Annotated in this window: 22 protein-coding genes; 15 read left to right on the top strand and 7 right to left on the bottom strand. The window is 72.5% G+C overall.

Features of this window, described 5'->3' with window-relative positions; all coding sequences use genetic code 11:
* Positions 1–86: 86 nt before the first annotated feature.
* Positions 87–3,620, top strand: coding sequence for a DNA polymerase III subunit alpha (gene dnaE / locus ACIOGZ_RS27390; protein WP_363582849.1), 3,534 nt, complete (start codon positions 87–89; stop codon positions 3,618–3,620).
* Between the two features lie 38 nt (positions 3,621–3,658).
* Here the strand turns inward: dnaE and ACIOGZ_RS27385 are convergent, their stop codons facing one another.
* Positions 3,659–4,546, bottom strand: coding sequence for a LysR family transcriptional regulator (locus ACIOGZ_RS27385; protein ID WP_350885762.1), 888 nt, complete (start codon positions 4,544–4,546; stop codon positions 3,659–3,661).
* A gap of 72 nt (positions 4,547–4,618) precedes the next feature.
* Here ACIOGZ_RS27385 and ACIOGZ_RS27380 point away from each other — a divergent pair, with 72 nt between their 5' ends.
* From ACIOGZ_RS27380 to ACIOGZ_RS27355, 6 genes are all read left to right on the top strand, one after another.
* Complete coding sequence (locus ACIOGZ_RS27380) at positions 4,619–5,509, top strand: dihydrodipicolinate synthase family protein (protein ID WP_363582847.1); 891 nt, start codon at positions 4,619–4,621, stop codon at positions 5,507–5,509.
* Positions 5,510–5,610: 101 nt separating this feature from the next.
* Entirely contained in the window at positions 5,611–6,657 is a 1,047-nt protein-coding gene (locus ACIOGZ_RS27375) for an aspartate-semialdehyde dehydrogenase (RefSeq protein ID WP_363582845.1), read from the top strand.
* 296 nt (positions 6,658–6,953) lie between these two features.
* Positions 6,954–8,444 (top strand): NYN domain-containing protein, encoded by a 1,491-nt coding sequence (locus tag ACIOGZ_RS27370; protein ID WP_400987781.1) that lies wholly within the window; start codon positions 6,954–6,956, stop codon positions 8,442–8,444.
* Between the two features lie 112 nt (positions 8,445–8,556).
* Positions 8,557–9,555, top strand: coding sequence for an ABC transporter ATP-binding protein (locus ACIOGZ_RS27365; protein WP_400811967.1), 999 nt, complete (start codon positions 8,557–8,559; stop codon positions 9,553–9,555).
* Entirely contained in the window at positions 9,552–10,367 is an 816-nt protein-coding gene (locus ACIOGZ_RS27360; RefSeq protein ID WP_400811969.1) for an ABC transporter permease, read from the top strand. Before ACIOGZ_RS27365 ends, ACIOGZ_RS27360 begins: the two co-directional genes overlap by 4 nt.
* Positions 10,368–10,521: 154 nt before the next feature.
* Positions 10,522–11,361, top strand: coding sequence for a hypothetical protein (locus ACIOGZ_RS27355; protein ID WP_363618915.1), 840 nt, complete (start codon positions 10,522–10,524; stop codon positions 11,359–11,361).
* Between the two features lie 86 nt (positions 11,362–11,447).
* On the opposite strand, the gene ybaK is transcribed toward ACIOGZ_RS27355, so the two are convergent.
* The 3 genes from ybaK to ACIOGZ_RS27340 all read right to left on the bottom strand — a co-directional run bounded on the left by ybaK (position 11,448) and on the right by ACIOGZ_RS27340 (position 14,398).
* A complete protein-coding gene (gene ybaK, locus ACIOGZ_RS27350) occupies positions 11,448–11,942 on the bottom strand; it encodes a Cys-tRNA(Pro) deacylase (protein ID WP_063347187.1) in 495 nt (164 codons plus the stop codon).
* A gap of 77 nt (positions 11,943–12,019) precedes the next feature.
* Positions 12,020–12,748 (bottom strand): LON peptidase substrate-binding domain-containing protein, encoded by a 729-nt coding sequence (locus tag ACIOGZ_RS27345; RefSeq protein ID WP_363582835.1) that lies wholly within the window; start codon positions 12,746–12,748, stop codon positions 12,020–12,022.
* Between the two features lie 72 nt (positions 12,749–12,820).
* Positions 12,821–14,398, bottom strand: coding sequence for an oxidoreductase (locus ACIOGZ_RS27340; protein ID WP_400987779.1), 1,578 nt, complete (start codon positions 14,396–14,398; stop codon positions 12,821–12,823).
* A 91-nt stretch (positions 14,399–14,489) separates the two neighbouring features.
* Here ACIOGZ_RS27340 and hisD point away from each other — a divergent pair, with 91 nt between their 5' ends.
* From hisD to hisF, 8 genes are read left to right on the top strand one after another with little or no spacing between them, the layout of a single operon-like run.
* On the top strand, positions 14,490–15,797 hold the full coding sequence (gene hisD, locus ACIOGZ_RS27335; protein WP_400811973.1) for a histidinol dehydrogenase: 1,308 nt from the start codon (positions 14,490–14,492) through the stop codon (positions 15,795–15,797).
* A gap of 32 nt (positions 15,798–15,829) precedes the next feature.
* Positions 15,830–16,930: a histidinol-phosphate transaminase gene (locus tag ACIOGZ_RS27330; protein WP_400987777.1), complete on the top strand. Its 1,101-nt coding sequence runs from the start codon at positions 15,830–15,832 to the stop codon at positions 16,928–16,930.
* 5 nt (positions 16,931–16,935) lie between these two features.
* Positions 16,936–17,529 carry an imidazoleglycerol-phosphate dehydratase HisB gene (gene hisB / locus ACIOGZ_RS27325; RefSeq protein WP_063347182.1) on the top strand — a complete coding sequence of 198 codons (594 nt, stop codon included), beginning with the start codon at positions 16,936–16,938 and terminating at the stop codon, positions 17,527–17,529.
* On the top strand, positions 17,526–17,678 hold the full coding sequence (locus tag ACIOGZ_RS27320) for a hypothetical protein (protein WP_350885740.1): 153 nt from the start codon (positions 17,526–17,528) through the stop codon (positions 17,676–17,678). The genes hisB and ACIOGZ_RS27320 overlap by 4 nt, the downstream gene beginning before the upstream one ends.
* A gap of 30 nt (positions 17,679–17,708) precedes the next feature.
* Positions 17,709–18,344: an imidazole glycerol phosphate synthase subunit HisH gene (hisH, locus tag ACIOGZ_RS27315; RefSeq protein WP_063347181.1), complete on the top strand. Its 636-nt coding sequence runs from the start codon at positions 17,709–17,711 to the stop codon at positions 18,342–18,344.
* Positions 18,345–18,363: 19 nt separating this feature from the next.
* Entirely contained in the window at positions 18,364–19,089 is a 726-nt protein-coding gene (gene priA / locus ACIOGZ_RS27310; protein WP_350885736.1) for a bifunctional 1-(5-phosphoribosyl)-5-((5-phosphoribosylamino)methylideneamino)imidazole-4-carboxamide isomerase/phosphoribosylanthranilate isomerase PriA, read from the top strand.
* Positions 19,086–19,517, top strand: a complete 432-nt coding sequence (locus ACIOGZ_RS27305) for a RidA family protein (protein WP_363582826.1) — start codon at positions 19,086–19,088, stop codon at positions 19,515–19,517. Before priA ends, ACIOGZ_RS27305 begins: the two co-directional genes overlap by 4 nt.
* Positions 19,514–20,284 carry an imidazole glycerol phosphate synthase subunit HisF gene (hisF, locus tag ACIOGZ_RS27300; protein ID WP_363582824.1) on the top strand — a complete coding sequence of 257 codons (771 nt, stop codon included), beginning with the start codon at positions 19,514–19,516 and terminating at the stop codon, positions 20,282–20,284. The genes ACIOGZ_RS27305 and hisF overlap by 4 nt, the downstream gene beginning before the upstream one ends.
* A 60-nt stretch (positions 20,285–20,344) precedes the next feature.
* Here hisF and ACIOGZ_RS27295 read toward each other — a convergent pair whose 3' ends face one another.
* The 3 genes from ACIOGZ_RS27295 to ACIOGZ_RS27285 all read right to left on the bottom strand — a co-directional run bounded on the left by ACIOGZ_RS27295 (position 20,345) and on the right by ACIOGZ_RS27285 (position 22,637).
* Complete coding sequence (locus tag ACIOGZ_RS27295) at positions 20,345–21,130, bottom strand: VOC family protein (protein WP_400987775.1); 786 nt, start codon at positions 21,128–21,130, stop codon at positions 20,345–20,347.
* A gap of 132 nt (positions 21,131–21,262) precedes the next feature.
* On the bottom strand, positions 21,263–22,072 hold the full coding sequence (locus ACIOGZ_RS27290) for an aminoglycoside phosphotransferase (protein WP_400987773.1): 810 nt from the start codon (positions 22,070–22,072) through the stop codon (positions 21,263–21,265).
* Between the two features lie 151 nt (positions 22,073–22,223).
* Entirely contained in the window at positions 22,224–22,637 is a 414-nt protein-coding gene (locus ACIOGZ_RS27285; protein ID WP_400987771.1) for a GNAT family N-acetyltransferase, read from the bottom strand.
* Between the last annotated feature and the right edge of the window lie 430 nt (positions 22,638–23,067).

Raw genomic sequence — 23,067 nt, 5'->3', positions numbered from 1 at the left:
TCCGTTTCCAGGCACCTTCCGTGACCTGCGCGTACCTGCGCGTTCGCCGGCCCACCAGACCCGCACTCGCCTCCGGAGGCCCCGCCTTGAGCGATCAGCCGTTCGCGCATCTGCACGTCCACACCGAGTACTCGATGCTGGACGGTGCCGCCCGGCTGAAGCAGATGTTCAAGGAGGTCGAGCGGCTGGGCCAGACCCACGTCGCGATGACCGACCACGGGAACATGTACGGCGCCGCCGAGTTCCACAAGCAGGCGACCGCCGCCGGGATCACCCCGGTGATCGGCATCGAGGCGTACGTCGCGCCGGAGTCCCGCTCCAACACCAAGCGCATCCTGTGGGGCCAGCCGCACCAGAAGCGGGACGACGTCTCCGCCTCCGGCGCCTACACCCACAAGACCATCTGGGCCCGTAACAAGGAGGGCCTGCACAACCTCTTCAAGCTGACCTCGCGCTCCTACGCCGAGGGCTGGCTGGTGAAGTGGCCCCGGATGGACAAGGAGCTGATCTCCGACCTGTCCGGCGGCCTGATGGCCACCACCGGCTGCCCGTCCGGCGAGGTGCAGACCCGGCTGCGCCTGGGCCAGTTCGACGAGGCGGTGAAGTCGGCCGCCGACTACCAGGACATCTTCGGCAAGGAGAACTACTTCCTGGAGCTGATGGACCACGGCCTCGACATCGAGAAGCGGGTCCGCGACGGGCTGCTGGAGATCAGCAAGAAGCTGAACATCCCCCCGGTCGTCACCAACGACTCGCACTACACCACCGAGGCCGACGCCGGGGCGCACGACCTGCTGCTCTGCGTGCAGACCGGCAAGAACCTCTCCGACCCGGACCGCTTCCGCTTCGACGGCACCGGCTACTACATCAAGTCGGCCGCCGAGATGTACGCCCTGGACTCCTCGGACGCCTGGCAGGAGGGCTGCCGCAACAGCCAGCTCCTCGTCGCCTCCCGGGTCGACACCGAGGGCATGTTCAAGTTCCGCAACCTCATGCCGCGCTTCCCGATCCCGGAGGGCTTCGAGTCCGAGGCGGACTTCTTCAAGTCCCAGGTGTGGAAGGGCATGGACTGGCGCTTCCCGGGCGGGTACGACGAGGAGCACAAGAAGCTCGCCGAGTACGAGATGGACACCATCATCCAGATGGGGTTCCCGGCGTACTTCCTCGTGGTCGCCGACTTCATCATGTGGGCCAAGGAGCAGGGCATCGCGGTGGGCCCCGGCCGTGGTTCGGCGGCCGGCTCGCTGGTCGCGTACGCGATGGGCATCACCGACCTCGACCCCATCCCGCACGGCCTGATCTTCGAGCGCTTCCTCAACCCCGAGCGCATCTCCATGCCCGATGTCGACATCGACTTCGACGAGCGCCGGCGCGGTGACGTGATCCGGTACGTGACCGAGAAGTGGGGATCCGACAAGGTCGCCATGATCGTCACGTACGGCACCATCAAGGCGAAGGCCGCCATCAAGGACTCCTCGCGCGTCCTCGGCTACCCGTACGCGATGGGCGACCGGATCACCAAGGCGATGCCGCCGGACGTGATGGGCAAGGGCATCCCGCTGTCCGGCATCACGGACAGCAGCCACCCGCGCTACAGCGAGGCCGGCGAGATCCGGGGGCTGTACGAGACCGACCCGGACGTGAAGAAGGTCATCGACACCGCGCGCGGCATCGAGGGCCTGATCCGCCAGCCCGGCGTGCACGCGGCCGGCGTCATCATGTCCGCCGAGCCGCTGACCGACCACATCCCGGTCTGGACCCGGCACACCGACGGCGTCACCATCACGCAGTTCGACTACCCCACCTGCGAGGGCCTCGGCCTTCTCAAGATGGACTTCCTCGGCCTGCGCAACCTGACGATCATGGACGACGCCGTCAAGGCGATCGAGAAGAACAAGGGCATCAAGATCAACCTGCTTGATCTGCCCCTGGACGACAAGCCGACCTACGAACTGCTGGCGCGCGGCGACACGCTCGGCGTCTTCCAGCTCGACGGCGGCCCCATGCGCTCGCTGCTGCGGCTGATGAAGCCCGACAACTTCGAAGACATCTCCGCCGTCCTCGCGCTGTACCGACCGGGCCCGATGGGCGTCAACTCGCACACCAACTACGCGCTGCGCAAGAACGGCCAGCAGGAGATCACCCCGATCCACCCGGAGCTGGAGAAGCCCCTGGAGGAGATCCTCAAGCCGACGTACGGCCTGATCGTCTACCAGGAGCAGGTGCAGAAGGCCGCCCAGATCCTCGCCGGCTACTCGCTCGGCCAGGCCGACCTGCTGCGCCGGGCCATGGGCAAGAAGAAGAAGGAGATCCTGGAGGCCGAGTTCGTGCCCTTCCAGAAGGGCTGCCGGGACCACGGCTACTCGGACGCGGCGATCCAGGCGGTGTGGGACGTCCTGGTCCCCTTCTCCGGCTACGCGTTCAACAAGGCGCACACCGCCGGGTACGGGCTGGTCTCGTACTGGACGGCCTACCTCAAGGCGAACTACCCGGCCGAGTACATGTCCGGCCTGCTGACGTCCGTCAAGGACGACAAGGACAAGTCGGCGATCTACCTCAACGAGTGCCGCAAGATGGGCATCCAGGTGCTGCCGCCGGACGTCAACGAGTCGGACTCGGACTTCACCCCGCACGGTGACACGCTCGTCCGGTTCGGCCTCACCGCGATCCGCAACGTCGGCGGCCCCGTCGTCGACTCGATGATCCGCACCCGCAAGTCGAAGGGGAAGTTCAGCTCCTTCCCGGACTTCCTCGACAAGGTGGAGTCGGTGGTCTGCAACAAGCGGACCGTCGAATCGCTGATCAAGGCGGGCTCCTTCGACTCGCTCGGGCACACCCGCAAGGGCCTCAGCGCGCAGTTCGAGCCGATGATCGACAACGTCGTCGGGGTCAAGCGCAAGGAGGCCGAGGGCCAGTTCGACCTGTTCGGCGGGGACGCCGTCTCCGACGAGCCCAGCTTCGGCCTCGACGTCGTCTTCTCCGAGGAGGAGTGGGAGAAGTCCTTCCTGCTCACCCAGGAGCGCGAGATGCTCGGCCTGTACGTCTCCTCGCACCCGCTGCACGGCATCGAGCACGTGCTCGCCGACAAGGCGGACTGCGCGGTGGCCGACCTCGCCGAACGGCCCGACGGCACCATCGTCACCATCGGCGGCATCATCTCGGGCCTCCAGCGCAAGATGACCAAGCAGGGCAACGCCTGGGCGATCGCGACCGTCGAGGACCTCGCGGGCTCGATCGACTGTATGTTCTTCCCCGCCAGCTACCAGCTGGTCTCGGCCCAACTCGTCGAGGACGCCGTGGTGTTCGTGCGCGGCAAGCTGGACAAGCGGGAGGACGTGCCGCGACTGATGGGGATGGAGCTGTCCGTCCCGGACCTGTCGAACGCGCACGCCGAGGCGCCGATCGTCATCAACATCCCGAGCGTGAAGATCACCCCGCCGCTGATCGCCCGGCTCGGCGAGGTGCTGGGCAGCCACCGGGGCACTACGGAGGTCCGGGTGCGGCTGGAGGGCCGGAACAAGACGACCGTGCTGCGGCTGGACCGGCACCGGGTGAAGTCGGACCCGGCGCTGTTCGGGGACCTCAAGCAGCTGCTCGGGCCGAGCTGCCTGGCGGGCTGAGCCGGTGACCGATCCCCCGGGGGTGCGCCCCCGGGGGATCAGCCGTGCCCGCCCAGGCCCGGGGGGACGGCCGTGTGCAGGGCGGAGACGAAGGCCGAGATGGCCGGGTGCGAGCCGGCGCCCGCGCGGAAGGCGGCCCGGGTGCGGCGGTACATCGGCAGCCGGGTGAGGACCACGCCGGGCGGGGGCTGCGCGGCGCCCAGCTGCGGGACCAGGGCCACGCCCTGGCCGGCCGCCACCAGGGCCAGGACGGTCGCGAAGTCGTCGATCTGGTGCCGGATCCGGGGCGCGAACCCGGCGGACTCGCAGGCCCGGACGGCCATGCTGTGGCAGAGCGTGCCCGGCGGGGCCATGATCCACGGCGCGCCGCGCTGCTCGGCGACGGTGCCCGGGGCGCGGGCCGCCAGGTACATCGGCTCGGTGAACACCGGACGGGTCACCGCCAGGCCCGGCTCCGGATCGGCCGGGACCAGGTCGTACTCGTGGACCAGGGCGACGTCCAGCTCGCCCGCGCGCAGCGCCGCCGCGACGCCCGCCGGATCCACCTCGGTCACCATCGGCTCCAGGCCCGGATGCCAGGCGGCCAGCTCGCCCAGCACCGCCGGGATGATCGCGCGGGCCGCCGACGGATAGGTGCCGATCCGCAACGGGCCGGCCAACCCCCGCCGGGCGTGGGCGAGTTCGGCGCCCGCCTGCTCCAGCAGGGCGAGCACCGCCTCGGCGTGCCGGACGAGGTTGCGCCCGGCCGGAGTGAGCGCGACCCGCCGCCCGGTGCGCTCCAGCAGCGGGACGCCCGCCTCCTTCTCCAGGACGGACAGCTGCTGGGACACCGCCGAAGGGCTGAAGGAGAGCGCCTCGGCGACGGCGGCGATGGTGCCGAGGTGGGCGAGTTCGCGCAGCAGGCGCAGGCGTCGGACGTCGAGCATCGGCTCAGCTTACGAGAAGCATCACGAATGTGAACTGGACCTGGGCGATCGGCGAGCCGCAGGATCGTGGCCATGGAACTCACCGGCATCCACGTCCCCCTGATCACGCCCTTCGCCGCGGACGGTACGGTCGCGCTGGACGCCCTCGCCGTGCTCGCCGCCGAACTGCTGGAGGCCGGCGCGGCCGGGCTGGTCGCCCTCGGGACCACCGGCGAGCCCGCCGCGCTGAGCGAGGACGAGCGCTGGGCCGTGGTCGAGACCGCCGCGGCCGCCTGCGCCGCCCGCGGGGCCCTCCTGACCGTCGGCGCGCACGGCGGCGACACCCGCTCCACCGCCGAGTCGCTGGCCGCGCTCGGCAAGCGGGTGCCGCAGGCCGCGGCCGCGCTGGTCACCGTCCCGGCGTTCCTGCGGCCGGGAGAGGCCGGGACGGTCGCGCACTTCCGGGCGCTCGCCGGGAGCAGCCCGCTGCCGCTGGTCGTCTACCACATCCCGTACCGCACCGGGCAGCAGCTGTCCGCCGCCGCGCTGCTCGAACTCGCCGCGCTGGACGGCGTGGCGGGCGTCAAGTACGCGACCGGGGGAGTGGACCAGACGGCGGTGGAACTGCTCGCCGCCGCCCCCGCCGACTTCGCGGTGCTGACCGGGGAGGACGCCTTCCTGTCGCCGCTGCTGGCGCTCGGCGCGGCCGGCGGCATCCTCGCCTCCGCCCATCTGGCCACCGCCCGGTTCGTCGAGCTGACGCGGGCCTGGCAGGCCGGGGACGCCGCCCGGGCCCGGGCGCTCGGGCACCGGCTCACCGGGCTGGCGCTGGCCGCCTTCGCCGCGCCGAACCCGACGGTGATCAAGGGCGTGCTGCACGCCCAGGGCCGGATCCCCACCCCGGACGTCCGGCTGCCGCTGCTGCCGGCCGGGGAGGCGGAGGTCGAGGCCGCGCTGAAGCTGGTGAGTGGTCTGGACCACTAGCCCTCTCTCATAGCGTGGAACACCAGGCCGCCGCACCCGCGTGACAAGGCATGATGGGCAGAGTGCGGCTGTAGACAGCACCATCCAGAGGAGTAGTCGGAATGAAGATCGGCATTGTCGGGGCCACCGGCCAGGTCGGCGGAGTGGTCCGCGAGATCCTGGCGGAGCGCGCTGGTCGTGAAGGCGGACTGGGCCCGGTCGAGCAGCTGCGGTTGTTCGCCTCGGCCCGCTCGGCCGGACGCACCCTGCCGTGGCAGGGCACCGAGGTCACCGTCGAGGACGCGGCCACGGCCGACTACACGGGCCTGGACATCGTGATCTTCTCGGCCGGCGGCTCCACCTCCAAGGCCCTCGCCCCCAAGGCCGCCGCGGCCGGCGCCGTCGTCATCGACAACTCCTCCGCCTGGCGCCGCGACCCCGACGTCCCGCTGGTCGTCTCCGAGGTCAACCCCGGCGCCATCGCCGACCGGCCCAAGGGCATCATCGCCAACCCGAACTGCACCACCATGGCCGCCATGCCCGTGCTGCGCCCGCTGCACGAGGAGGCCGGCCTCGCCGCGCTCGTCGTCTCCACCTACCAGGCCGTCTCCGGCAGCGGCGTGGCCGGCGTGGCCGAACTCCAGGACCAGGCCGCCAAGGTCGTCGACGGCGCCGCCGCGCTCGCCCACGACGGCTCCGCCGTCGAGTTCCCCGAGCCCAAGGTCTACCAGCGCCCGATCGCCTTCAACGTGGTGCCGCTGGCCGGCTCCATCGTCGAGGACGGCTCCAACGAGACCGACGAGGAGCAGAAGCTCCGCCACGAGAGCCGCAAGATCCTCGGCATCCCGGACCTCAAGGTCGCCGGCACCTGCGTGCGCGTCCCGGTCTTCTCCGGCCACTCGCTCCAGATCAACGCCCGCTTCGAGCGCCCGATCAGCCCCGAGCGCGCCGCCGAACTGCTCGCCGCCGCCCCCGGCGTCGAGCTGTCCGACATCCCCACCCCGCTCCAGGCCGCCGGCCGGGACCCGAGCTACGTCGGCCGCATCCGGGCCGACGAGACCGTCGAGCACGGCCTGTCGCTGTTCGTGTCCAACGACAACCTGCGCAAGGGCGCCGCGCTCAACGCCGTCCAACTGGCCGAGCTGGTCGCCGCCGAGCTCAAGGGCTGACACCCGGCCCCGCCGGGCCTCGGGCGCTCGCACCCCGCGGCGAGCGCCCGCTCGCACCCCCCGGCGTGACCAAGGGCGGGCCCCGTCGTTGAACGGGGCCCGCCTTTGCGTTCCGTTGGGCTTGCCGTTGCGGTACCGCGACATCCGTCGAGGTTCGGCGCGCGAACCAGGGGGAAAAGGTGACCCAACGATCGGGCGGCCACGGGGGCCCCTCACCCCACCACGCCCGGACGACGGGCGGATCCGCGCCCACCCGGCCCGACCCCCACACGAGGGCGAGTGGAAAGAGGTGCGCGATGGACCGCTGTGTCGTCCTGGTGGATGCCGGATACCTGCTGGGCGCCGCCGCCAGCCTGCTCGCCGGTGACCCGTCCCGTTCCAGAGTCACCGTCGACCACACCGCGCTGATCACCGCGCTGCGCGAACGCGCCGAGGCCGAGACCGGACTGCCGCTGCTGCGCATCTACTGGTTCGACGCCGCCCCCGACCGGCGCCCGATGCCCGAACACCGCCGGCTGCGCGTCCTGCCCCGCGTCACCGTGCGGCTCGGCGCCCTCACCCGCGCCGAAGGGCGCTGGGTGCAGAAGGGCGTCGACGCCGCCATGCACGCCGAACTCTCCGAACTCGCCCGCAACCGGGCCTGCGCCGACGTCGTCCTGATCACCGGCGACGGCGACCTGCTGCCCGGCATGATGACCGCCAAGGAACACGGCGTGGCCGTCCACCTGTGGGCGCTCCAGGCCGCCGACGGCGACTTCAACCAGTCCGAGGACCTGGTCGGCGAGGCCGACGAGCGAAGAGTGCTCGACCGCGAGTGGATCGAGGGCTCCTTCAGCCTCCGGGAGAACGCCAGCGTCTTCCCCGCGCCCGGCGCCCGCCAGGAGATCGCCAAGATCCTCGCCGCCCCGCCCGTCGGCCCGCCCGTGGCGGCACCCGCCGCGGCGCCGGTCGTGGCGCCCCCGGTCGTCCAGCCGGCCGCCGTGCCCGCTGCCGCCGTGCCCGCTGCCGTCGGGGCCTCCGCCGTCGGGGCCTCCGCCGTCGGGGCCGTCCCGGGCGCCGTCCCAGGGACCGTTCCAGGGGCGGTTCCAGCGGCGGGGCGGCCCCAGTCGGCCGCCGCGCTCAAGGTCGTCCCCACCCCCAAGGACCTCGCCGGGCGCACCCCCGCCGTCGCCTCGGCCGTCAACGGGCACGGCGGCACCGGACTCGCGAACGGCCACGGCGGCACCGGGCTCGTCAACGGGCACGGCGCCAACGGGCACGGCGCCAACGGACAGGGCGCCAACGGGCTCCTGAACGGGCAGGCGAACGGGCACGGCACCAACGGACAGGCCGTCGGCTCGACGGGCGCCGCCGGACAGGCCGGCCCCGTCCTGCGCTGGTCCTCCGACCGCGGCTGGGTCGACCGCCCCGCCCCCGAACCCGCCGTCACCGCCGGCGACAGCCTCCCCACCCTCGCCCACCTCACCACCGCCGAACAGCGCTGGGCCGACCGCGAGGAGGACATCACCTCCATCGGCGGCGACGCCCACGAAGTCGGCCAGGTCTTCGCCCGCCGCTGGAGCGAACGGTTGGGCGACGTCGAACGGCTCACCGTGCTCTGGCCCGACTACCCCCGCATCCCGCACCGGGTCGACGGCGAACTCCTCCGCTACGCCGCCCGCTTCGGACTGCTCGCGCACAAGGACGACCAGATCGACGAACACGACCGCTACGCCATCCGGGCCGGATTCTGGAAGGAACTGGCGGTGCGGGTGCCCGGCGGATCGATGGTGGTCGTGGACGACTGACGGGCGCACGGCCCGGGTTGGACCCGGCGGGACCCGCCGGGCCGCGCGCCGGTTTTCGGTGATCAGGCCCCCTTGTCCGGTTCGCCCGTGCGAACGCGTAAAGTCTTCGGTCGTGAACGAGTCGGCAGGGCGAGCACCCCAGAACACCCCGCCGTGCGTCGCCGTGCGCGACCTCGTGAGGACCTATCGCACCGGGCGCGGAGCCGGCGCCACCGAGATCCGGGCCAACGACGGAATCAGCCTCACCGTCCGCCAGGGCGAGATCTTCGGACTGCTCGGACCCAACGGGGCCGGCAAGTCCACCCTCGTCCGCCAGCTCACCGGCCTGCTGCGGCCGGACTCCGGATCCGTCGAACTCCTCGGCCACGACATCGTCCGCCACCCCGAACGGGCCGCCCGGCTGCTCGGCTACCTCGGCCAGGAATCCAGCGCCCTCGACGAACTGACCGTCGCGCTCGCCGCCGAGACCACCGGACGGCTGCGCGGCCTCACCCGGGCCCAGGCCCGCGCCGAAAGCGCCGACGTCCTCACCGAACTCGGGCTCGAACCCCTCGCCCAGCGGCCGCTCGCCAAGCTCTCCGGCGGTCAGCGCCGGCTCGCCTGCGTCGCCGCGGCCCTCGTCGGGGAACGGCCGCTGCTCGTCCTCGACGAACCCACCACCGGCATGGACCCCGTCGCTCGGCGGGCCGTCTGGACCGCCGTCGACCGGCGCCGCACCGAACGCGGCGCCACCGTCCTGCTGGTCACCCACAACGTCATCGAGGCCGAGACCGTGCTCGACCGGGTCGCCGTCATCGACGACGGGCAGGTCATCGCCTGCGACACCCCCGGCGGACTCAAGGCCCTCGTCGACGGCGACGTCCGGCTCGACCTGGTCTGGCGGGACGAGGCGCCGCTCGCCGTCCCCGCCGTCGCCGAACTCGCCGAACGGGCCGAACGCACCGGCCGCCGCTGGACCGTCCGCACCACCCCCGAACAGGCCCGCGAACTGGTCGCCGCCGTCACCACCGGCCCGGCCTTCGCCGCCCTCGACGACTTCACCCTCGCCACCCCGAGCCTTGAGGACGCCTACCTCAAGCTCGGGGGCCGCCACGGAGGACTGGCCAAGTGACGCTGCTCTCGGTGCCGCCGCAGGCCACCGCCCCCGCGACCGGCGGCACCCCCGCCCCGCTCGCCCCCGCGGCCCGGCTGCTGCCCGCCCTCGCCGCCGTCTACCGGGCCCAGCTCGCCCGGGCCCGGGTGGCGCGGATCCCGCTGCTGTTCGTCGCCACCTTCCAGTCCGTCGGCATCCTCGTGATGATGCGGGGCGTGGTGGACGCCGGGCAGACCTCGGCCGCGCGGTCCGTGGTCGCCGGGTCCAGCGTGCTGGTGGTGGCGTTCGTCGCCCTCAACCTGCTCGCCCAGTACTTCGGGAAGCTGCGGGCCACCGGCGGACTCGACCACTACGCGACGCTGCCCGTACCCGCCGCCTCCGTGGTGCTCGGCGCGGCCGGCGCCTACGCCTCGTTCACGCTGCCCGGGACGGTCCTCACCGCGGCCTTCGGCGCCGTGATGTTCGGGCTGCCGCTCGGGCAGCTGTGGGTGCTGCTGGCCGTCGTCCCGCTCGCCGGAGCCGCCCTGTCCGGGCTCGGGGCCGCCTGCGGGCTGCTCGCGCCCCGCCAGGAGATCGCCACCATGCTCGGGCAGCTCGGCATGTCGGCGGCCCTGCTGCTCGGCGTGCTGCCCGTCGACCACCTCCCGCAGCCCGTCCTGTGGCTGCGCGACCTGCTGCCCTCCACGTACGGCGTCGAGGCCTTCGCCCGGACCTTCGAACCCGACCCGGACTGGGCGCTGATCGCGGGCGACCTCGCCGTCTGCGCGGGCGTCGGCGTGGTGTCGCTGGCGATCGCCACCTGGGCCTACCGGCGGGCCGTCTCCCGGTAGGGGGTGTCCCGGCGTGTCCCGGGGGCCGGCTCCGGGAGGTGCGGGGCTCGGACTCCGCGCGGTGCGGGGGCCGGCTCCGCGAGGTGCGGGGTTCAGGTTCCGCCAGGTACGGGCGACGGCTCGTCCCGGCCGCGATCGTGAAACGATGGGGTCCGTGACCGTACCGAACACGCCTCCGGACCCCACCCGCGCCGCCGCGGACGCGGTGCCGGACATCACCCCCGATCCGTACGCGCCGCCGCCCGCCCCCGACGCCGGGACCCCGCCGCCGGACGGCCTCGCGGTCGCGCAGTCGCCGGGCCCCACGCTCAAGGAGCGGCTGCTGCCCGAGCTGCGGCTCGGCGCGGGCACGGTACTGGCCTGCATCGCGGTCGGACTGGTGATGGCGGGGTTGTGGGTCTGGCTCGCGCCCAAGGTGCCGCTGGTCGTCGACGGCGACCGCATCCTCTACGCCGACCCCGAGGGCGAACAGCGGGCGGGGGCCGACGCGGTCTTCGCCCTGATCGCGCTCGGCGCCGGCCTCCTGACCGCGCTCGGGGCCTTCCTGGCCACCCGGCAGCGCGGCGGCGGCATCGCGGTCGCGCTCGGACTGGTGGTCGGCGGACTGCTCGGCTCGGTCGGCGCCTGGCGGCTCGGGCGGTGGCTCGGCCCCAGCAACGACCTGATCGCCGAAGCCCGGCGGGTCGGCAACGGCGGGCACTTCGACGCGAGCATCGACCTCGGCGCGCTGGGGGCGTTGCTGGTGTGGCCGATGGCGGCGATGGTGGTGCTGCTGGCGCTGTCGGCGGCGTTCGGCAAGCGCGAGGAGGACCCGCCGCCGTACTGGGCCGGGCCGTACGGGGCGGCCGTGCCGCAGGCCCCTGCGGACGGCGCGGCGCGGCCGCAGGACGCCGTGCGGGCGGACGACGGCGCTCGGCCGGACGGCGCTGCGCGGCCGAACGACGGTGCTCGGCCGGAGGACGCCGCGCGGCCGGGGGAGCGCGGGCAGGGCTGACCGCGTGGGCCCGGGCCCATCTGCGGGTGGGCCCGTCGGCCGGGGTCAGCGGGGGGGCAGCGGGGGTCAGCCGGGGTCAGCCGGGGTCAGCGGGCGATCGGTGCGGTGCGGGCACCGGTCAGGGTGACCAGGTCGGCCGGGGCGAGTTCGACCTCCAGGCCGCGGCGCCCGCCGGAGACGTAGACGGTGGGGTGGGTGAGCGCGCTGGCGTCGACCACGGTCCGCAGCGGGCGGCGCTGGCCGAGCGGGGAGATGCCGCCGAGGACGTAGCCGCTGCTGCGCTCGGCGGCGGCCGGGTCGGCCATGGCGGCGCGCTTGCCGCCGACGGCGGCGGCGAGGGCCTTGAGGTCGAGCTGCCCGGCGACCGGGACCACGCCGACGGTGAGCACGCCGTCCACGTCGGCGACCAGGGTCTTGAAGACCCGCTCGGCGGCGACGCCCAGGACCTCGGCGGCCTCGCCGCCGTAGGAGGCGGCGGCCGGGTCGTGCTCGTAGGCGTGCACGGTGAACGGGACGGCGGCGGTCTCCAGGGCGACGGTGGCGGGGGTGCCCTGCCCGCCCTTCTTCGGCTTCTTCGCCATGTGGGGCTCCTTCTTCGCCGTGCGGGTTCCCCCGGACTTACGTGCGGGTGTCCCGGATTACGTGCGGGTTTTCCGGATCAGTTGGGGCTGAACGACTGGCGGGTGAGGTCGACGGCGGGCAGCGACGGCAGCCAGCTGAGCACGGAGCTCTCGCGGCGCAGCAGGTCGAGTTCGGTGCGCAGCCGCTGGGCGGTGTCGGGGCAGGCCAGCAGCTGCTGCTTGACCGGGGTCTCGAACACCGAGGCGGCGGCGACCAGGTAGGAGAGCACCTGCGGGTCGTCCGGGAGCTCCTGGCGCCCGACGGTGCTGGCCTCGCGGGCCCCGGCGAGGCGCTTCTGGTAGACCCGGAAGGCCCGCTCGACCTCGGCGGCGAGGGCGCCGGAGCCTTCGCCGGGCTGTTCCTCGACGAGTTCGGCCTCGCCGGTCAGGTACGGGCCGGAGACGTCCGCCGAGCGGAGCCGGAACCGGGTGGTGCCGGTGACCAGCAGCTCGTAGCGGCCGTCCGGCTGCTCCTGGACGGAGGCGACGTCGGCGACGCAGCCGATGTGGAACATCGCCTCCAGCGGGTCCCCGGTGGCGGTGCCGAGGCCGTCGAGCGGCCCGGCCGGGCCCTCATCGGGGCGGACCGGGGCGACCTCGCGGCCGTCCTTGATGGCGAGCACGCCGAAGCGGCGCGGCGTGTCGGCCGGTAGTTGGAGCAGGTCGGCGACGAGACGGCGGTAGCGCTCCTCGAAGACGTTCAGGGGCAGCACGAGGCCCGGGTAGAGCACGTTGTTCAGCGGGAAGAGCGGCAGCCGTTCTGTCACGGCGGACAGCGTAGTTCCCCGCGCGGTCGCGGCGCGTCGGGGTTGTGCCCGCGGGCGGGCCCGCCGGGTCGGTCAGCCCCGTTGCAGCATGCGGGTGGCGCCGGCCACGACGGTGGTGGCGAGCAGCCAGCCGACGATCACCAGCCCGGCGGTGACGTACTGGCTGAGGCCCCCGGGGTTCCAGCCCTGCTGGCCGAGCTCGACGACCGGGACCAGCTGGCTGAGCGTGTACAGCACCGGGTTCCAGTGCGGGTGCTCGTCGGCCTTCAGCGGCTCCAGCGGGTGGGTGGCGAACCAGATGCTGCCCAGCGCCCAGGCGAGCAGCAGCCACAGGCCGGCCCGGCCGGGGCGGTAGCCGTAGCCGACGGTGGCGTCCTGGACCCGGCCCCAGATCCGGGCGGGCAGCGGGAGGGTCCGGTGGCGGCGGCGCTGCTTGGCGTACAGCACCTCGCGGGCGTCGTCGTCGGCGCCGTCGCGGCGCAGGGCGGCGGCGAGCTGCTCGTAGGACTCGGGCTGGAAGTCCACCGAGGAGCCCTCCAGCCAGGCGATCCGCTGCTGGACGCTGAAGGGGCCGACCGGGCGCAGCACCTCGTAGACGAAGCCGGTCAGGCCCAGGTGGCGCCCGCGCGGCCAGGCGTCCGGGGTGTCGACGAGGTTGCCGACCCGGGCGCGGGAGAGCGAGACGGTGCCGGTGGGGCGGATCCGGCAGGTGAACCGCAGCTCGGGGGTGTGGATGCGGCGCAGCGAGAGCTCGTCGTCACCCTCCAGGTGGAACTCGCCGGAGATCAGGCAGGCGCTCTCGAAGCGGGCGTCGGAGAGCCGGACCCGGCCGTAGGCGCGGAACGGGGTGCTGGGGGCGCCGGGCGGCGGGTTCTGGCCGTAGCCGGAGCCGTAGTAGCTGCGGGAGCCGAACCAGCCGCCGTCGGCGGAGCTGGTCAGGTAGAGGGTGTGGCCGACGGTGAGCCGGACGGCGTTGAGGCAGGTGCGGTTCTGCGGGACGGCGCGCAGCTGGGCGCCGCGCAGCGACAGCCGCCCGCCTATCCGGGCCGTGCGCAGGCTCAACTCGCCCTCCACGTCCACGCGTTCGGCCTCGAAGTCCTGGTGGACGGCCAGGCCGTCGGCGGACAGCGCGCGGCCGTAGCGGTCGCCGCCCAGGATGGTCTGGTTGAGCAGCAGGTCGGTGCCGACCTTGGCGTCGGTGAGCCGTACGCCCTCGGGTATCCGGCAGCGGGCCAGGTGGAGGTCGCCGGTGGTGGTGAGCCGGGAGGCCTCCAGGCGGGGGATCAGGCAGGTGACGAAGCGCAGCGTCGAGGCCGAGGCCTCCGAGATGAGGATCTTGCGCTCGAAACGGCACTCGCGGAGTTCGACGTAGTGGCCGATGGCGCCGCCGGCCAGGTTGAGCGCGCCGGTGACCAGCACGCCGTTGAGCCGCAGCGAGGCGACCCGCCCGGTGGCGGCGGCCGGGCCGGCCAGCAGCAGATGGGCGAGCACCCTGGCCCGGACGGTGCGCCCGGGGCCCCAGACGGCGTCCCCGAAGGGGTCGTCGGTGGCGGCGTCGCCACTCCGCCGGTCGAAGACGTTGCCGCGACGGAAGGCCTCCCAGAGCTCACGCTCCGTGTCGGTCCAGCCCTCCGGGGCGTGCTCCAGCATGGTTTTCCCCGTCCCCCCGGTCGTCTCGCCTTTCGTATCACGGACTGAAATGCGGGGCCAGGGGTTCCGGCCACTCCTTACACTGGGTGGCGTGATCTCTCGAATCGACCTCCGCGGCTCGCTGGACGACCCGCGTGACCTGCTGCCCCGTGCCGAGTTCGACGTGGCGGCCGCCCTGGAGAAGGTGCGGCCGATCGCCGAGGACGTACGCCATCGCGGGGTCGCGGCCGTGATCGAGATCACCGAGCGCTTCGACGGCGTCCGGCTGGAGTCGACCCGCGTCCCGGCCGAGCAGCTGACCGAGGCCCTGGAGACGCTGGACCCGAAGGTGCGGGCCGCGCTGGAGGAGTCGATCCGCCGGGCCCGCGCCGTGCACGCCGACCAGCGCCGCACCGAGCACACCACCCGGGTGGTGCCGGGCGGCACCGTCACCCAGCGCTGGGTGCCCGTGGAGCGCGTCGGCCTCTACGTGCCGGGCGGGCTGGCGGTCTACCCGTCCTCCGTGGTGATGAACGTGGTGCCGGCCCAGGAGGCGGGCGTCCAGGGCATCGCGGTGACGTCCCCGCCGCAGAAGGAGTTCGACGGCCGCGTCCACCCGACCATCCTGGCGGCCTGCGCGCTGCTCGGCGTGGACGAGGTGTACTCCGTCGGCGGCGCCCAGGCCGTGGCGATGTTCGCGCTGGGCACCGAGGAGTGCGCGCCGGTCAACATGGTCACCGGCCCCGGCAACATCTACGTGGCGGCTGCCAAGCGCCTGTTCGCCGGCCGGATCGGCATCGACTCGGAGGCCGGCCCGACCGAGATCGCCGTCCTCGCCGACGACAGCGCGCTGCCGTCCGACGTGGCCGCCGACCTGATCAGCCAGGCCGAGCACGGACCGACCTCCGGCTCGGTGCTCGTCACCGACTCGCCGGCGCTGGCCGAAGCGGTCGAGGCGGAACTCGCCGTCCAGGTCGCCAGGACCAAGCACAGCGAGCGGGTCGCCGAGGCACTGGGCGGCCGGCAGTCCGGGATCATCCTGGTCGACGACCTGGAGCAGGGCCTCGCCGTGGTCAACGCCTACGCGGCCGAGCACCTGGAGATCCAGACCCGGGACCCGCACGCGGCGGCCGCCAAGGTCGTCAACGCGGGCGCCGTCTTCATCGGCCGCTGGACGCCGGTCTCGCTGGGCGACTACGCGGCCGGCTCCAACCACGTGCTGCCCACCGGCGGCTGCGCCTGCCACTCGTCCGGCCTGTCCGTGCAGACCTTCCTGCGCGGCGTCCAGGTCGTCGAGTACGACCGGGACGCGCTCGCGGACGTCGCCGCGCACGTGGTCAACCTCGCCAACGCCGAGGACCTGCCCGGGCACGGCGACGCGATCAAGGCGCGCTTCGACTGGACGGTGCCGGGATCGTGACTCCTGTTACTTCTGAGGTGGGTGCGACGCGGGTGACTCGGATCGACGACCTCCCCATCCGCGACGAGCTGCGCGGCCAGTCCCCGTACGGCGCGCCGCAGCTGGACGTGCCCGTCCAGCTGAACACCAACGAGAACCCGTACCCGTTCCCCGAGGAACTGGTCGCCCGGATCGCCGAGCGCGTCGCCGAGGCCGCCCGCAACCTCAACCGCTACCCCGACCGGGACGCCGTCGAACTGCGCGAAGGCCTCGCCGCGTACCTCGGCCGGACCACCGGCTTCGCCGTCACCCGGCAGCAGGTCTGGGCCGCCAACGGCTCCAACGAGGTGCTCCAGCAGCTGCTGCAGACCTTCGGCGGCCCCGGCCGCAGCGCGCTCGGCTTCGAGCCCTCCTACTCGATGCACGCGCTGATCTCCCGGGGCACCGGCACCGAGTGGATCTCCGGCCCGCGCAACGACGACTTCACCATCGACCTGGACGCCGCCCTCGGCGCGATCGCCGAGCACCGGCCGAACGTGGTCTTCATCTGCTCGCCGAACAACCCGACCGGCACCGCCGTCGCCGCCGACACCGTGCTGCGGCTGTACGAGGCCGCGCAGGCCGCCGGGCCCAGCCTGGTCGTCGTCGACGAGGCCTACGTCGAGTTCTCGCACCGGGCCTCGCTGCTGCCGCTCATCGAGGGCCGCCCCAACCTGGTGGTCTCCCGCACCATGTCCAAGGCCTTCGGCGCGGCCGGGCTGCGCCTGGGCTACCTGGCCGCCGACCCGGCCGTGGTGGACGCGGTGCAGCTGGTCCGCCTGCCGTACCACCTGTCGTCCGTCACCCAGGCCACCGCGCTGGCCTGCCTGGAGCACACCGACACCCTGCTCGGGTACGTCGGCCGGCTCAAGGAGGAGCGCGACCGGCTGGTCGACGCGCTGCGCGGGCTCGGCCTGGAGGTCACCGACTCGGACGCCAACTTCGTCCAGTTCGGCCGCTTCGCCGACACCCACGCCGTCTGGCAGGCCATCCTCGACCAGGGCGTCCTGGTCCGTGACAACGGCGTCCCCGGGTGGCTGCGCGTCACCGCCGGCACGCCCGCAGAGAACGACGCCTTCCTGGACGCCGTTCGAACAGTGATCAAGGAGCTGTAACCCGTATGTCCCGCATCGGACGCGTCGAACGCACCACCAAGGAGACCGCGGTCCTGGTCGAGATCGACCTCGACGGCACCGGGAAGACCGACATCTCCACGGGCGTCGGGTTCTACGACCACATGCTCGACCAGCTCGGCCGCCACGGTCTCTTCGACCTCACCGTCAAGACCGACGGCGACCTGCACATCGACACCCACCACACCATCGAGGACACCGCCCTCGCGCTCGGCGCCGCCTTCAAGCAGGCGCTCGGCGACAAGGTCGGCATCTACCGCTTCGGCAACTGCACGGTGCCGCTGGACGAATCGCTCGCCCAGGTCACCGTGGACCTCTCCGGCCGGCCGTACCTGGTGCACACCGAGCCCGAGCACATGGCGCCGATGATCGGCTCGTACGACACCACGATGACCCGGCACATCCTGGAGTCCTTCGTGGCCCAGGCGCAGGTCGCCCTGCACGTCCACGTGCCGTACGGGCGCAACGCCCACCACATCGTGGAATGCCAGTTCAAGGCGCTGGCCCGAGCCCTGCGCTACGCCGCCGAGCGCGACCCGCGCGCGGCCGGAATCCTCCCCTCGACCAAGGGTGCACTGTGAGCAAGGCGGCCCTCGCCCTCATCTTCGTCGGCCTCTTCCTGGCCGGCGGCGTGATCTCGTTCTGGAAGCAGAAGCTGCCCAAGGGCGTCATCCTGGTGCTCGCGTTCGGCTCGGTCATGTGCCTGGCCTCCGGCATCATGCGTCTGTAGACCCGCAGTAGAGAGACTGGACACCTGAACATGGGCAAGAACGTCGTCGTCCTCGACTACGGGTCGGGCAACCTCCGCTCCGCGCAGCGCGCGCTCGAACGGACCGGGGCGGACGTCACCGTCACCTCCGACTACGACACCGCGATGAACGCGGACGGCCTGCTCGTCCCCGGCGTCGGCGCCTTCGAGGCCTGCATGCGCGGCCTGAAGTCCGTCCGGGGCGACTGGATCATCGGCCGCCGGCTCGCCGGGGGCCGCCCCGTCATGGGCATCTGCGTCGGCATGCAGATCCTCTTCGAGAAGGGGGTCGAGCACGGCGTGGAGACGGCCGGCTGCGACGAGTGGCCCGGCGTCGTCGAGCCGCTGGACGCCCCCGTCATCCCGCACATGGGCTGGAACACCGTGGACGTGCCCGAGGGCAGCCGGATGTTCGCCGGCCTCGACCCGCAGAGCCGCTTCTACTTCGTGCACTCCTACGGCGTGCGGCACTGGGAGCTGGAGACCCACAGCGCACGGATCCACGCCCCGCTCGTCACCTGGGCCACCCACGGGCAGCCCTTCGTCGCCGCCATCGAGAACGGCCCGCTCTGGGCCACCCAGTTCCACCCCGAGAAGTCCGGCGACGCCGGCGCCGCCCTCCTGACCAACTGGGTCAACACCCTCTGAGCTTGGAAGAGTTGTGACTATGAGCCGCCTCGAACTGCTTCCCGCCGTCGACGTCCGGGACGGCCAGGCCGTCCGCCTGGTCAAGGGCGCGTCCGGCACCGAGACCTCCTTCGGTGAACCCCTCGCCGCCGCCCTCGCCTGGCAGAACGCCGGCGCCGAGTGGCTGCACCTGGTCGACCTCGACGCCGCCTTCGGCACCGGCACCAACTACGAGCTGCTGCGCGAGGTCACCGGCCGCCTCGACATCAAGGTCGAGCTGTCCGGCGGCATCCGCGACGACGAGTCGCTCGCCAACGCGCTCGCCACCGGCTGCACCCGGGTCAACCTCGGCACCGCCGCCCTGGAAGCCCCCGAGTGGGTCGCCAAGGCCATCGCCGAGCACGGCGACAAGATCGCCGTCGGCCTGGACGTCGTCGGCACCACCCTGCGCGGCCGCGGCTGGACCCGCGACGGCGGCCAGCTCTTCGAGGTGCTGGAGCGGCTCAACCAGGAGGGCTGCGCCCGCTACGTCGTCACCGACGTCAACCGGGACGGCACCCTGACCGGCCCCAACCTGCAGCTGCTGCGCGACGTCTGCGCCGCCACCGACCGCCCCGTCGTCGCCTCCGGCGGCGTCTCCTCGCTCGACGACCTGCGCGCCATCGCCGGCCTGGTCGGTGCGGGTGTCGAGGGCGCCATCGTGGGCAAGGCACTCTACGAGCAGAAGTTCACCCTCGAAGAGGCCCTGGAGGCGGTTTCAGGATGACGGAACGTCGGATCGTGCGTGGCAGGGTCGGCGGATTCTCCCCCTGGGAGGACCAGTTCGGCTACTCGCGGGCGGTCGCCGCGGGAGACCACGTGCACGTGGCCGGCTCCACCGCCTGGGTGAACGGCCGGATCGAGCACGAGGGAGACCCCTACCGGCAGACCCTCGCCGCGTTCGGCGTCGGCCTCAGCGCCCTCGCCGCGTACGGTCTGACGGCGGATGACGTGGTCCGCACCCGGATGTACATCACCCACGCCCGCGACGCCGACGAGGTGGGCCGCGCCCACCACCAACTCTTCGACGCCGCCCGCCCGGCGGCCACCATGGTGGTGGTCGACGGGCTGATCGACTCCCGGATGATGGTCGAGGTCGAGCTCGACGCCTATCGTGCCGGGCTGGCAAAGACCCTGGAAGGCAACCAGCCGTGACCCTCGCCGTACGTGTCATCCCCTGCCTGGACGTCGACGCCGGGCGGGTGGTCAAGGGCGTCAACTTCCAGAACCTGCGCGACGCCGGCGACCCGGTCGAGATGGCCAAGCTCTACGATGCCGAGGGCGCCGACGAGTTGACCTTCCTCGACATCACCGCCTCCTCCGGCGACCGGGAAACCACCTACGACGTGGTCCGCCGCACCGCCGAACAGGTCTTCATCCCGCTCACCGTCGGCGGCGGAATCCGCGCCGTCGAGGATGTCGACAAGCTGCTGCGGGCCGGCGCCGACAAGGTCGGCGTCAACACCGCCGCCATCGCCCGGCCGGAACTGGTCCGCGAGATCGCCCAGCGGTTCGGGCGGCAGGTCCTGGTGCTGTCCGTGGACGCCCGGCGCTGCCCTCCCGGCACCGAGACCGCGTCCGGCTACGAGGTCACCACCCACGGCGGGCGCAAGGGCACCGGCCTCGACGCCGTCGAATGGGCCGGGCGCGCGGCCGAACTCGGCGCCGGCGAGATCCTGCTCAACTCGATGGACGCCGACGGCACCAAGGACGGGTACGACCTGGAGATGATCCGGGCCGTCCGCAAGGCCGTCTCCGTGCCCGTCATCGCCTCCGGCGGCGCCGGCAAGCTCGCCGACTTCGCGCCGGCCGTCGAGGCGGGTGCGGACGCGGTGCTCGCCGCGAGCGTCTTCCACTTCGGGGACCTGCGGATCGGGCAGGTCAAGGACGCGCTGCGGGAGGCCGGGCACCCGGTGCGGTGACCGTCCGTACTACCGCGAGAGGGCCCGCTGCGCACCGGCGCAGCGGGCCCTCTCGCGTGCTCAGGACTGTTCGCGGGGATCGCCCTTGATCAGCGCGAACGGCGTGCCGTGCGGGTCCACGATCCAGGCGATCCGGCCGACGTTCGGCACGTCCTCGGGCCCCATCACCACCGTGCCGCCGGCAGCCTTCGCCTTCGCGATCAGCGCGTCCACGTCGCCGGCGGCGAAGTACGGCGTCCAGGCGGAGGGCTCCTGCGGGGACATGGTCGGGGCGATGCCACCGAAGGCCGTGGCCTGCTGGTCGCCCTCGGAGGTCGAGATCACCCGGTAGTCCATGCCCGGAGCCGGCTCGAACTTCTCCACCCGCCAGCCGAACAGCGCCTGGTAGAAGCCGAACCCGGCGCTCTGGTCCGAAGTGTGCAGCTCGGACCAGACCAGCGCGCCGTCCTCCGACACCACGTCCAGGCCGGTGGTCGTGCCCGGTTGCCAGACCGCGAACCTGGCCCCCTGCGGGTCGGCGAACTGGGCGAACCACCCCTCGCCCATGACGTCCATCGGCGGGACCAGGACCGAACCGCCCGCCTGCTCGGCGGCCTGCGCGGTGGCGTTCACGTCGGCCGTACGGAAGTACGTCGTCCAGGTCGGCTGGTCACCCTCGTCGAGCGGGCCGACGGCGCCTACCGTCCTGCCGTTCAACTGGAAGAAGCCGTAGCCGCCCGCCTCCGGGCCGCCGGACCGGAACGTCCAGCCGAAGACCTTGCCGTAGAACTCGGCCGTGGCGGGGATGTCCGGGCTGCCGAGGTCGATCCAGCAGGGCGCGCCGGCCGGAAAGTCGGTGGTGAGCATGAGGTGGTGCCCCTTCGACGGAAGACGTGGCCGGGACGAGTCCCATCGGGCGCGCACGCGCACCCTCCCCGACCCCTGCGAGTCTGCACCCGCCCACTGACATCCGCAGCCGGGGAGCGCGGCCGGGAGACCTCAGCCACGCCCCCGGAAACGGGCCCACAGCTGAGCTGCCCGGTTCAGCCGATCGGTCCACGGGTCCGGATCGTCTCCGGCGATCTCGGCCCACATCCGGGCCTGAGCCTGCGCGAAGACGTCCACCACCGCCGGATCGCCGCCCTGCCAGGCCGGGACCCTGGCAGCCCACGCTTCCGCCCCAGCCGGGCTGTGGCCGCCCGCAGCGATCAACCAGATCACCCACAGGGCCGGGTCGATCCAGGGCGCTCCCCGGGTGGCCCATGCCCAGTCGACCAGCAGCGCATGGTCTTCGCGGATCAGGACGTTCTCGTTGTTCAGGTCCGTGTGCAGCAGATAGCCGCCGGCGAGGCGGGACAGCACCTCGGGATCGTCCACGTAGGCGGCCCATCGCTGCTCGGCCCGGCGTAGCTCGATCGGCGGACACGGGACGCGGCCGAGCCGGCTGAGGACGTCGACCATCAGCTCCAAGTCCCCGGTTTCCCGGTAGTCGGCGTGGCGGGCTTCGACGTGCTCGAACGCGACAAGGCTCCAGCCGTCGACGTCGAGGTGCCAGAGGACGGTGGGGGCGAGGCCTTCCACGTAGGGGTTGACCTCCCTCTCACGTCGCTGTGTCCACACGCGTGGGTGACTCAGCCGCATCCCCTTGACGAAGACAGCGCCCCTGGCGGTGCTGAGCTTGGCGGCGATCTCCGAGTTGAAACCGGCCGAGACGGTCTGCGCGGCAAGGACCGGCGTCCCGAGGCGGGCGGCGACGGCCCGGTGCACGGAGTCGGGCAGGTCTGCCCAGTGAATGCGGGTGGTGGTCACGGCCCACAGGTTCCCAGCTCCAGCCCGCAGGCCGACGGCACCGCAGCGAGGGCAACGATGGTGAGCGCGCCGTTTGAGCGTTCGGTGTGGGCTGTGAGGATGCGGTCCATGGCGGCGTGGATGCGCTGGCGTTCGCGACTGAGCTGTGGGTTCAGACGCCAGAGGTGCAGACGAACCCAAGGTCGATCAGCCCCTCACTCTGGCAGAGCTGGTCAGAGGCGCCGCCGACGGTGGTCTGCAGCAACTGGTAGTCGGCATCGTGCTCCTGGCCCCAGTGCATGGCGGCCCGCCACAGTCGGCGCCCGAGCCCGAGTCCTCGATACTCCGGTAGGACTCCGAAGTACTGGGGTAGGAGCCGGACGCGCCCGATCGGGTCGGGCATCGTTTCCATCGGGCCGATGGCACCGGCCACCTGCCCGTTCCGCACCGCGACCAGGACGGGGCCGACGGCATCGAGCCTGGAGTTCAGGAAGGCGAACCCCTCGCCGGCCAGCTTCGTGGAAAAGGCCTTGAAGGTCTCCGCAACCTCTGGGGGTGTCTCGGAAAGAGCGTCGATCCCGTCCACGGCGGGAGTAGCACTTCGAGCGCATCGCCGAGGGCGATGACGACCCTGCGTGGGTCCAGTATTTCGACCACACCAAGCTCACCGTGGATACCGGAATCGCCCTTGGCCAAATGGGGGAAGCCATCGCTGCCGAACCCCTCATCGCCGAAGCGCTGCGGGCCGAGTCAACGACGAACCTTAGAGGACGCGCGTTCCACACCTTCTGGCTCGCGCGGACCCAACTCCAACGACGGGAGGTCGAGTTGGCTTGCGCCACTGCTACAAAAGCTCTCGACCTCGCGGCGGTTGTTGAGTCTCCCCGGGTGGTTGCCCATCTCCAGGAGTTCCGTCGACTCCTAGGCAGTGTCGTCAAAGGTCAGGCCCACATGAGGAGTGAGGCGAGGGTGGCGGCGGCTTGGTAGGACACGGCGGTCTTGTCGAACCTGGTGGC

The organism is Kitasatospora sp. NPDC088160 (genome assembly GCF_044741445.1).
Classification (GTDB): Bacteria; Actinomycetota; Actinomycetes; order Streptomycetales; family Streptomycetaceae; genus Kitasatospora.
The sequence above is the reverse complement of the archived record's forward strand: the minus strand, read 5'-3'. Positions and strand labels throughout refer to the sequence as shown.

Coding starts and splice junctions, on each gene's coding strand:
- ACIOGZ_RS27385 (WP_350885762.1), bottom strand. CDS start 4,546: ATGCTCGACGTCCGACGCCTGCGCCTGCTGCGCGAACTCGCCCACCTC.
- ACIOGZ_RS27380 (WP_363582847.1), top strand. CDS start 4,619: ATGGAACTCACCGGCATCCACGTCCCCCTGATCACGCCCTTCGCCGCG.
- ACIOGZ_RS27375 (WP_363582845.1), top strand. CDS start 5,611: ATGAAGATCGGCATTGTCGGGGCCACCGGCCAGGTCGGCGGAGTGGTC.
- ACIOGZ_RS27370 (WP_400987781.1), top strand. CDS start 6,954: ATGGACCGCTGTGTCGTCCTGGTGGATGCCGGATACCTGCTGGGCGCC.
- ybaK (WP_063347187.1), bottom strand. CDS start 11,942: ATGGCGAAGAAGCCGAAGAAGGGCGGGCAGGGCACCCCCGCCACCGTC.
- ACIOGZ_RS27340 (WP_400987779.1), bottom strand. CDS start 14,398: ATGCTGGAGCACGCCCCGGAGGGCTGGACCGACACGGAGCGTGAGCTC.
- hisB (WP_063347182.1), top strand. CDS start 16,936: ATGTCCCGCATCGGACGCGTCGAACGCACCACCAAGGAGACCGCGGTC.
- hisH (WP_063347181.1), top strand. CDS start 17,709: ATGGGCAAGAACGTCGTCGTCCTCGACTACGGGTCGGGCAACCTCCGC.
- priA (WP_350885736.1), top strand. CDS start 18,364: ATGAGCCGCCTCGAACTGCTTCCCGCCGTCGACGTCCGGGACGGCCAG.
- ACIOGZ_RS27305 (WP_363582826.1), top strand. CDS start 19,086: ATGACGGAACGTCGGATCGTGCGTGGCAGGGTCGGCGGATTCTCCCCC.
- ACIOGZ_RS27295 (WP_400987775.1), bottom strand. CDS start 21,130: ATGCTCACCACCGACTTTCCGGCCGGCGCGCCCTGCTGGATCGACCTC.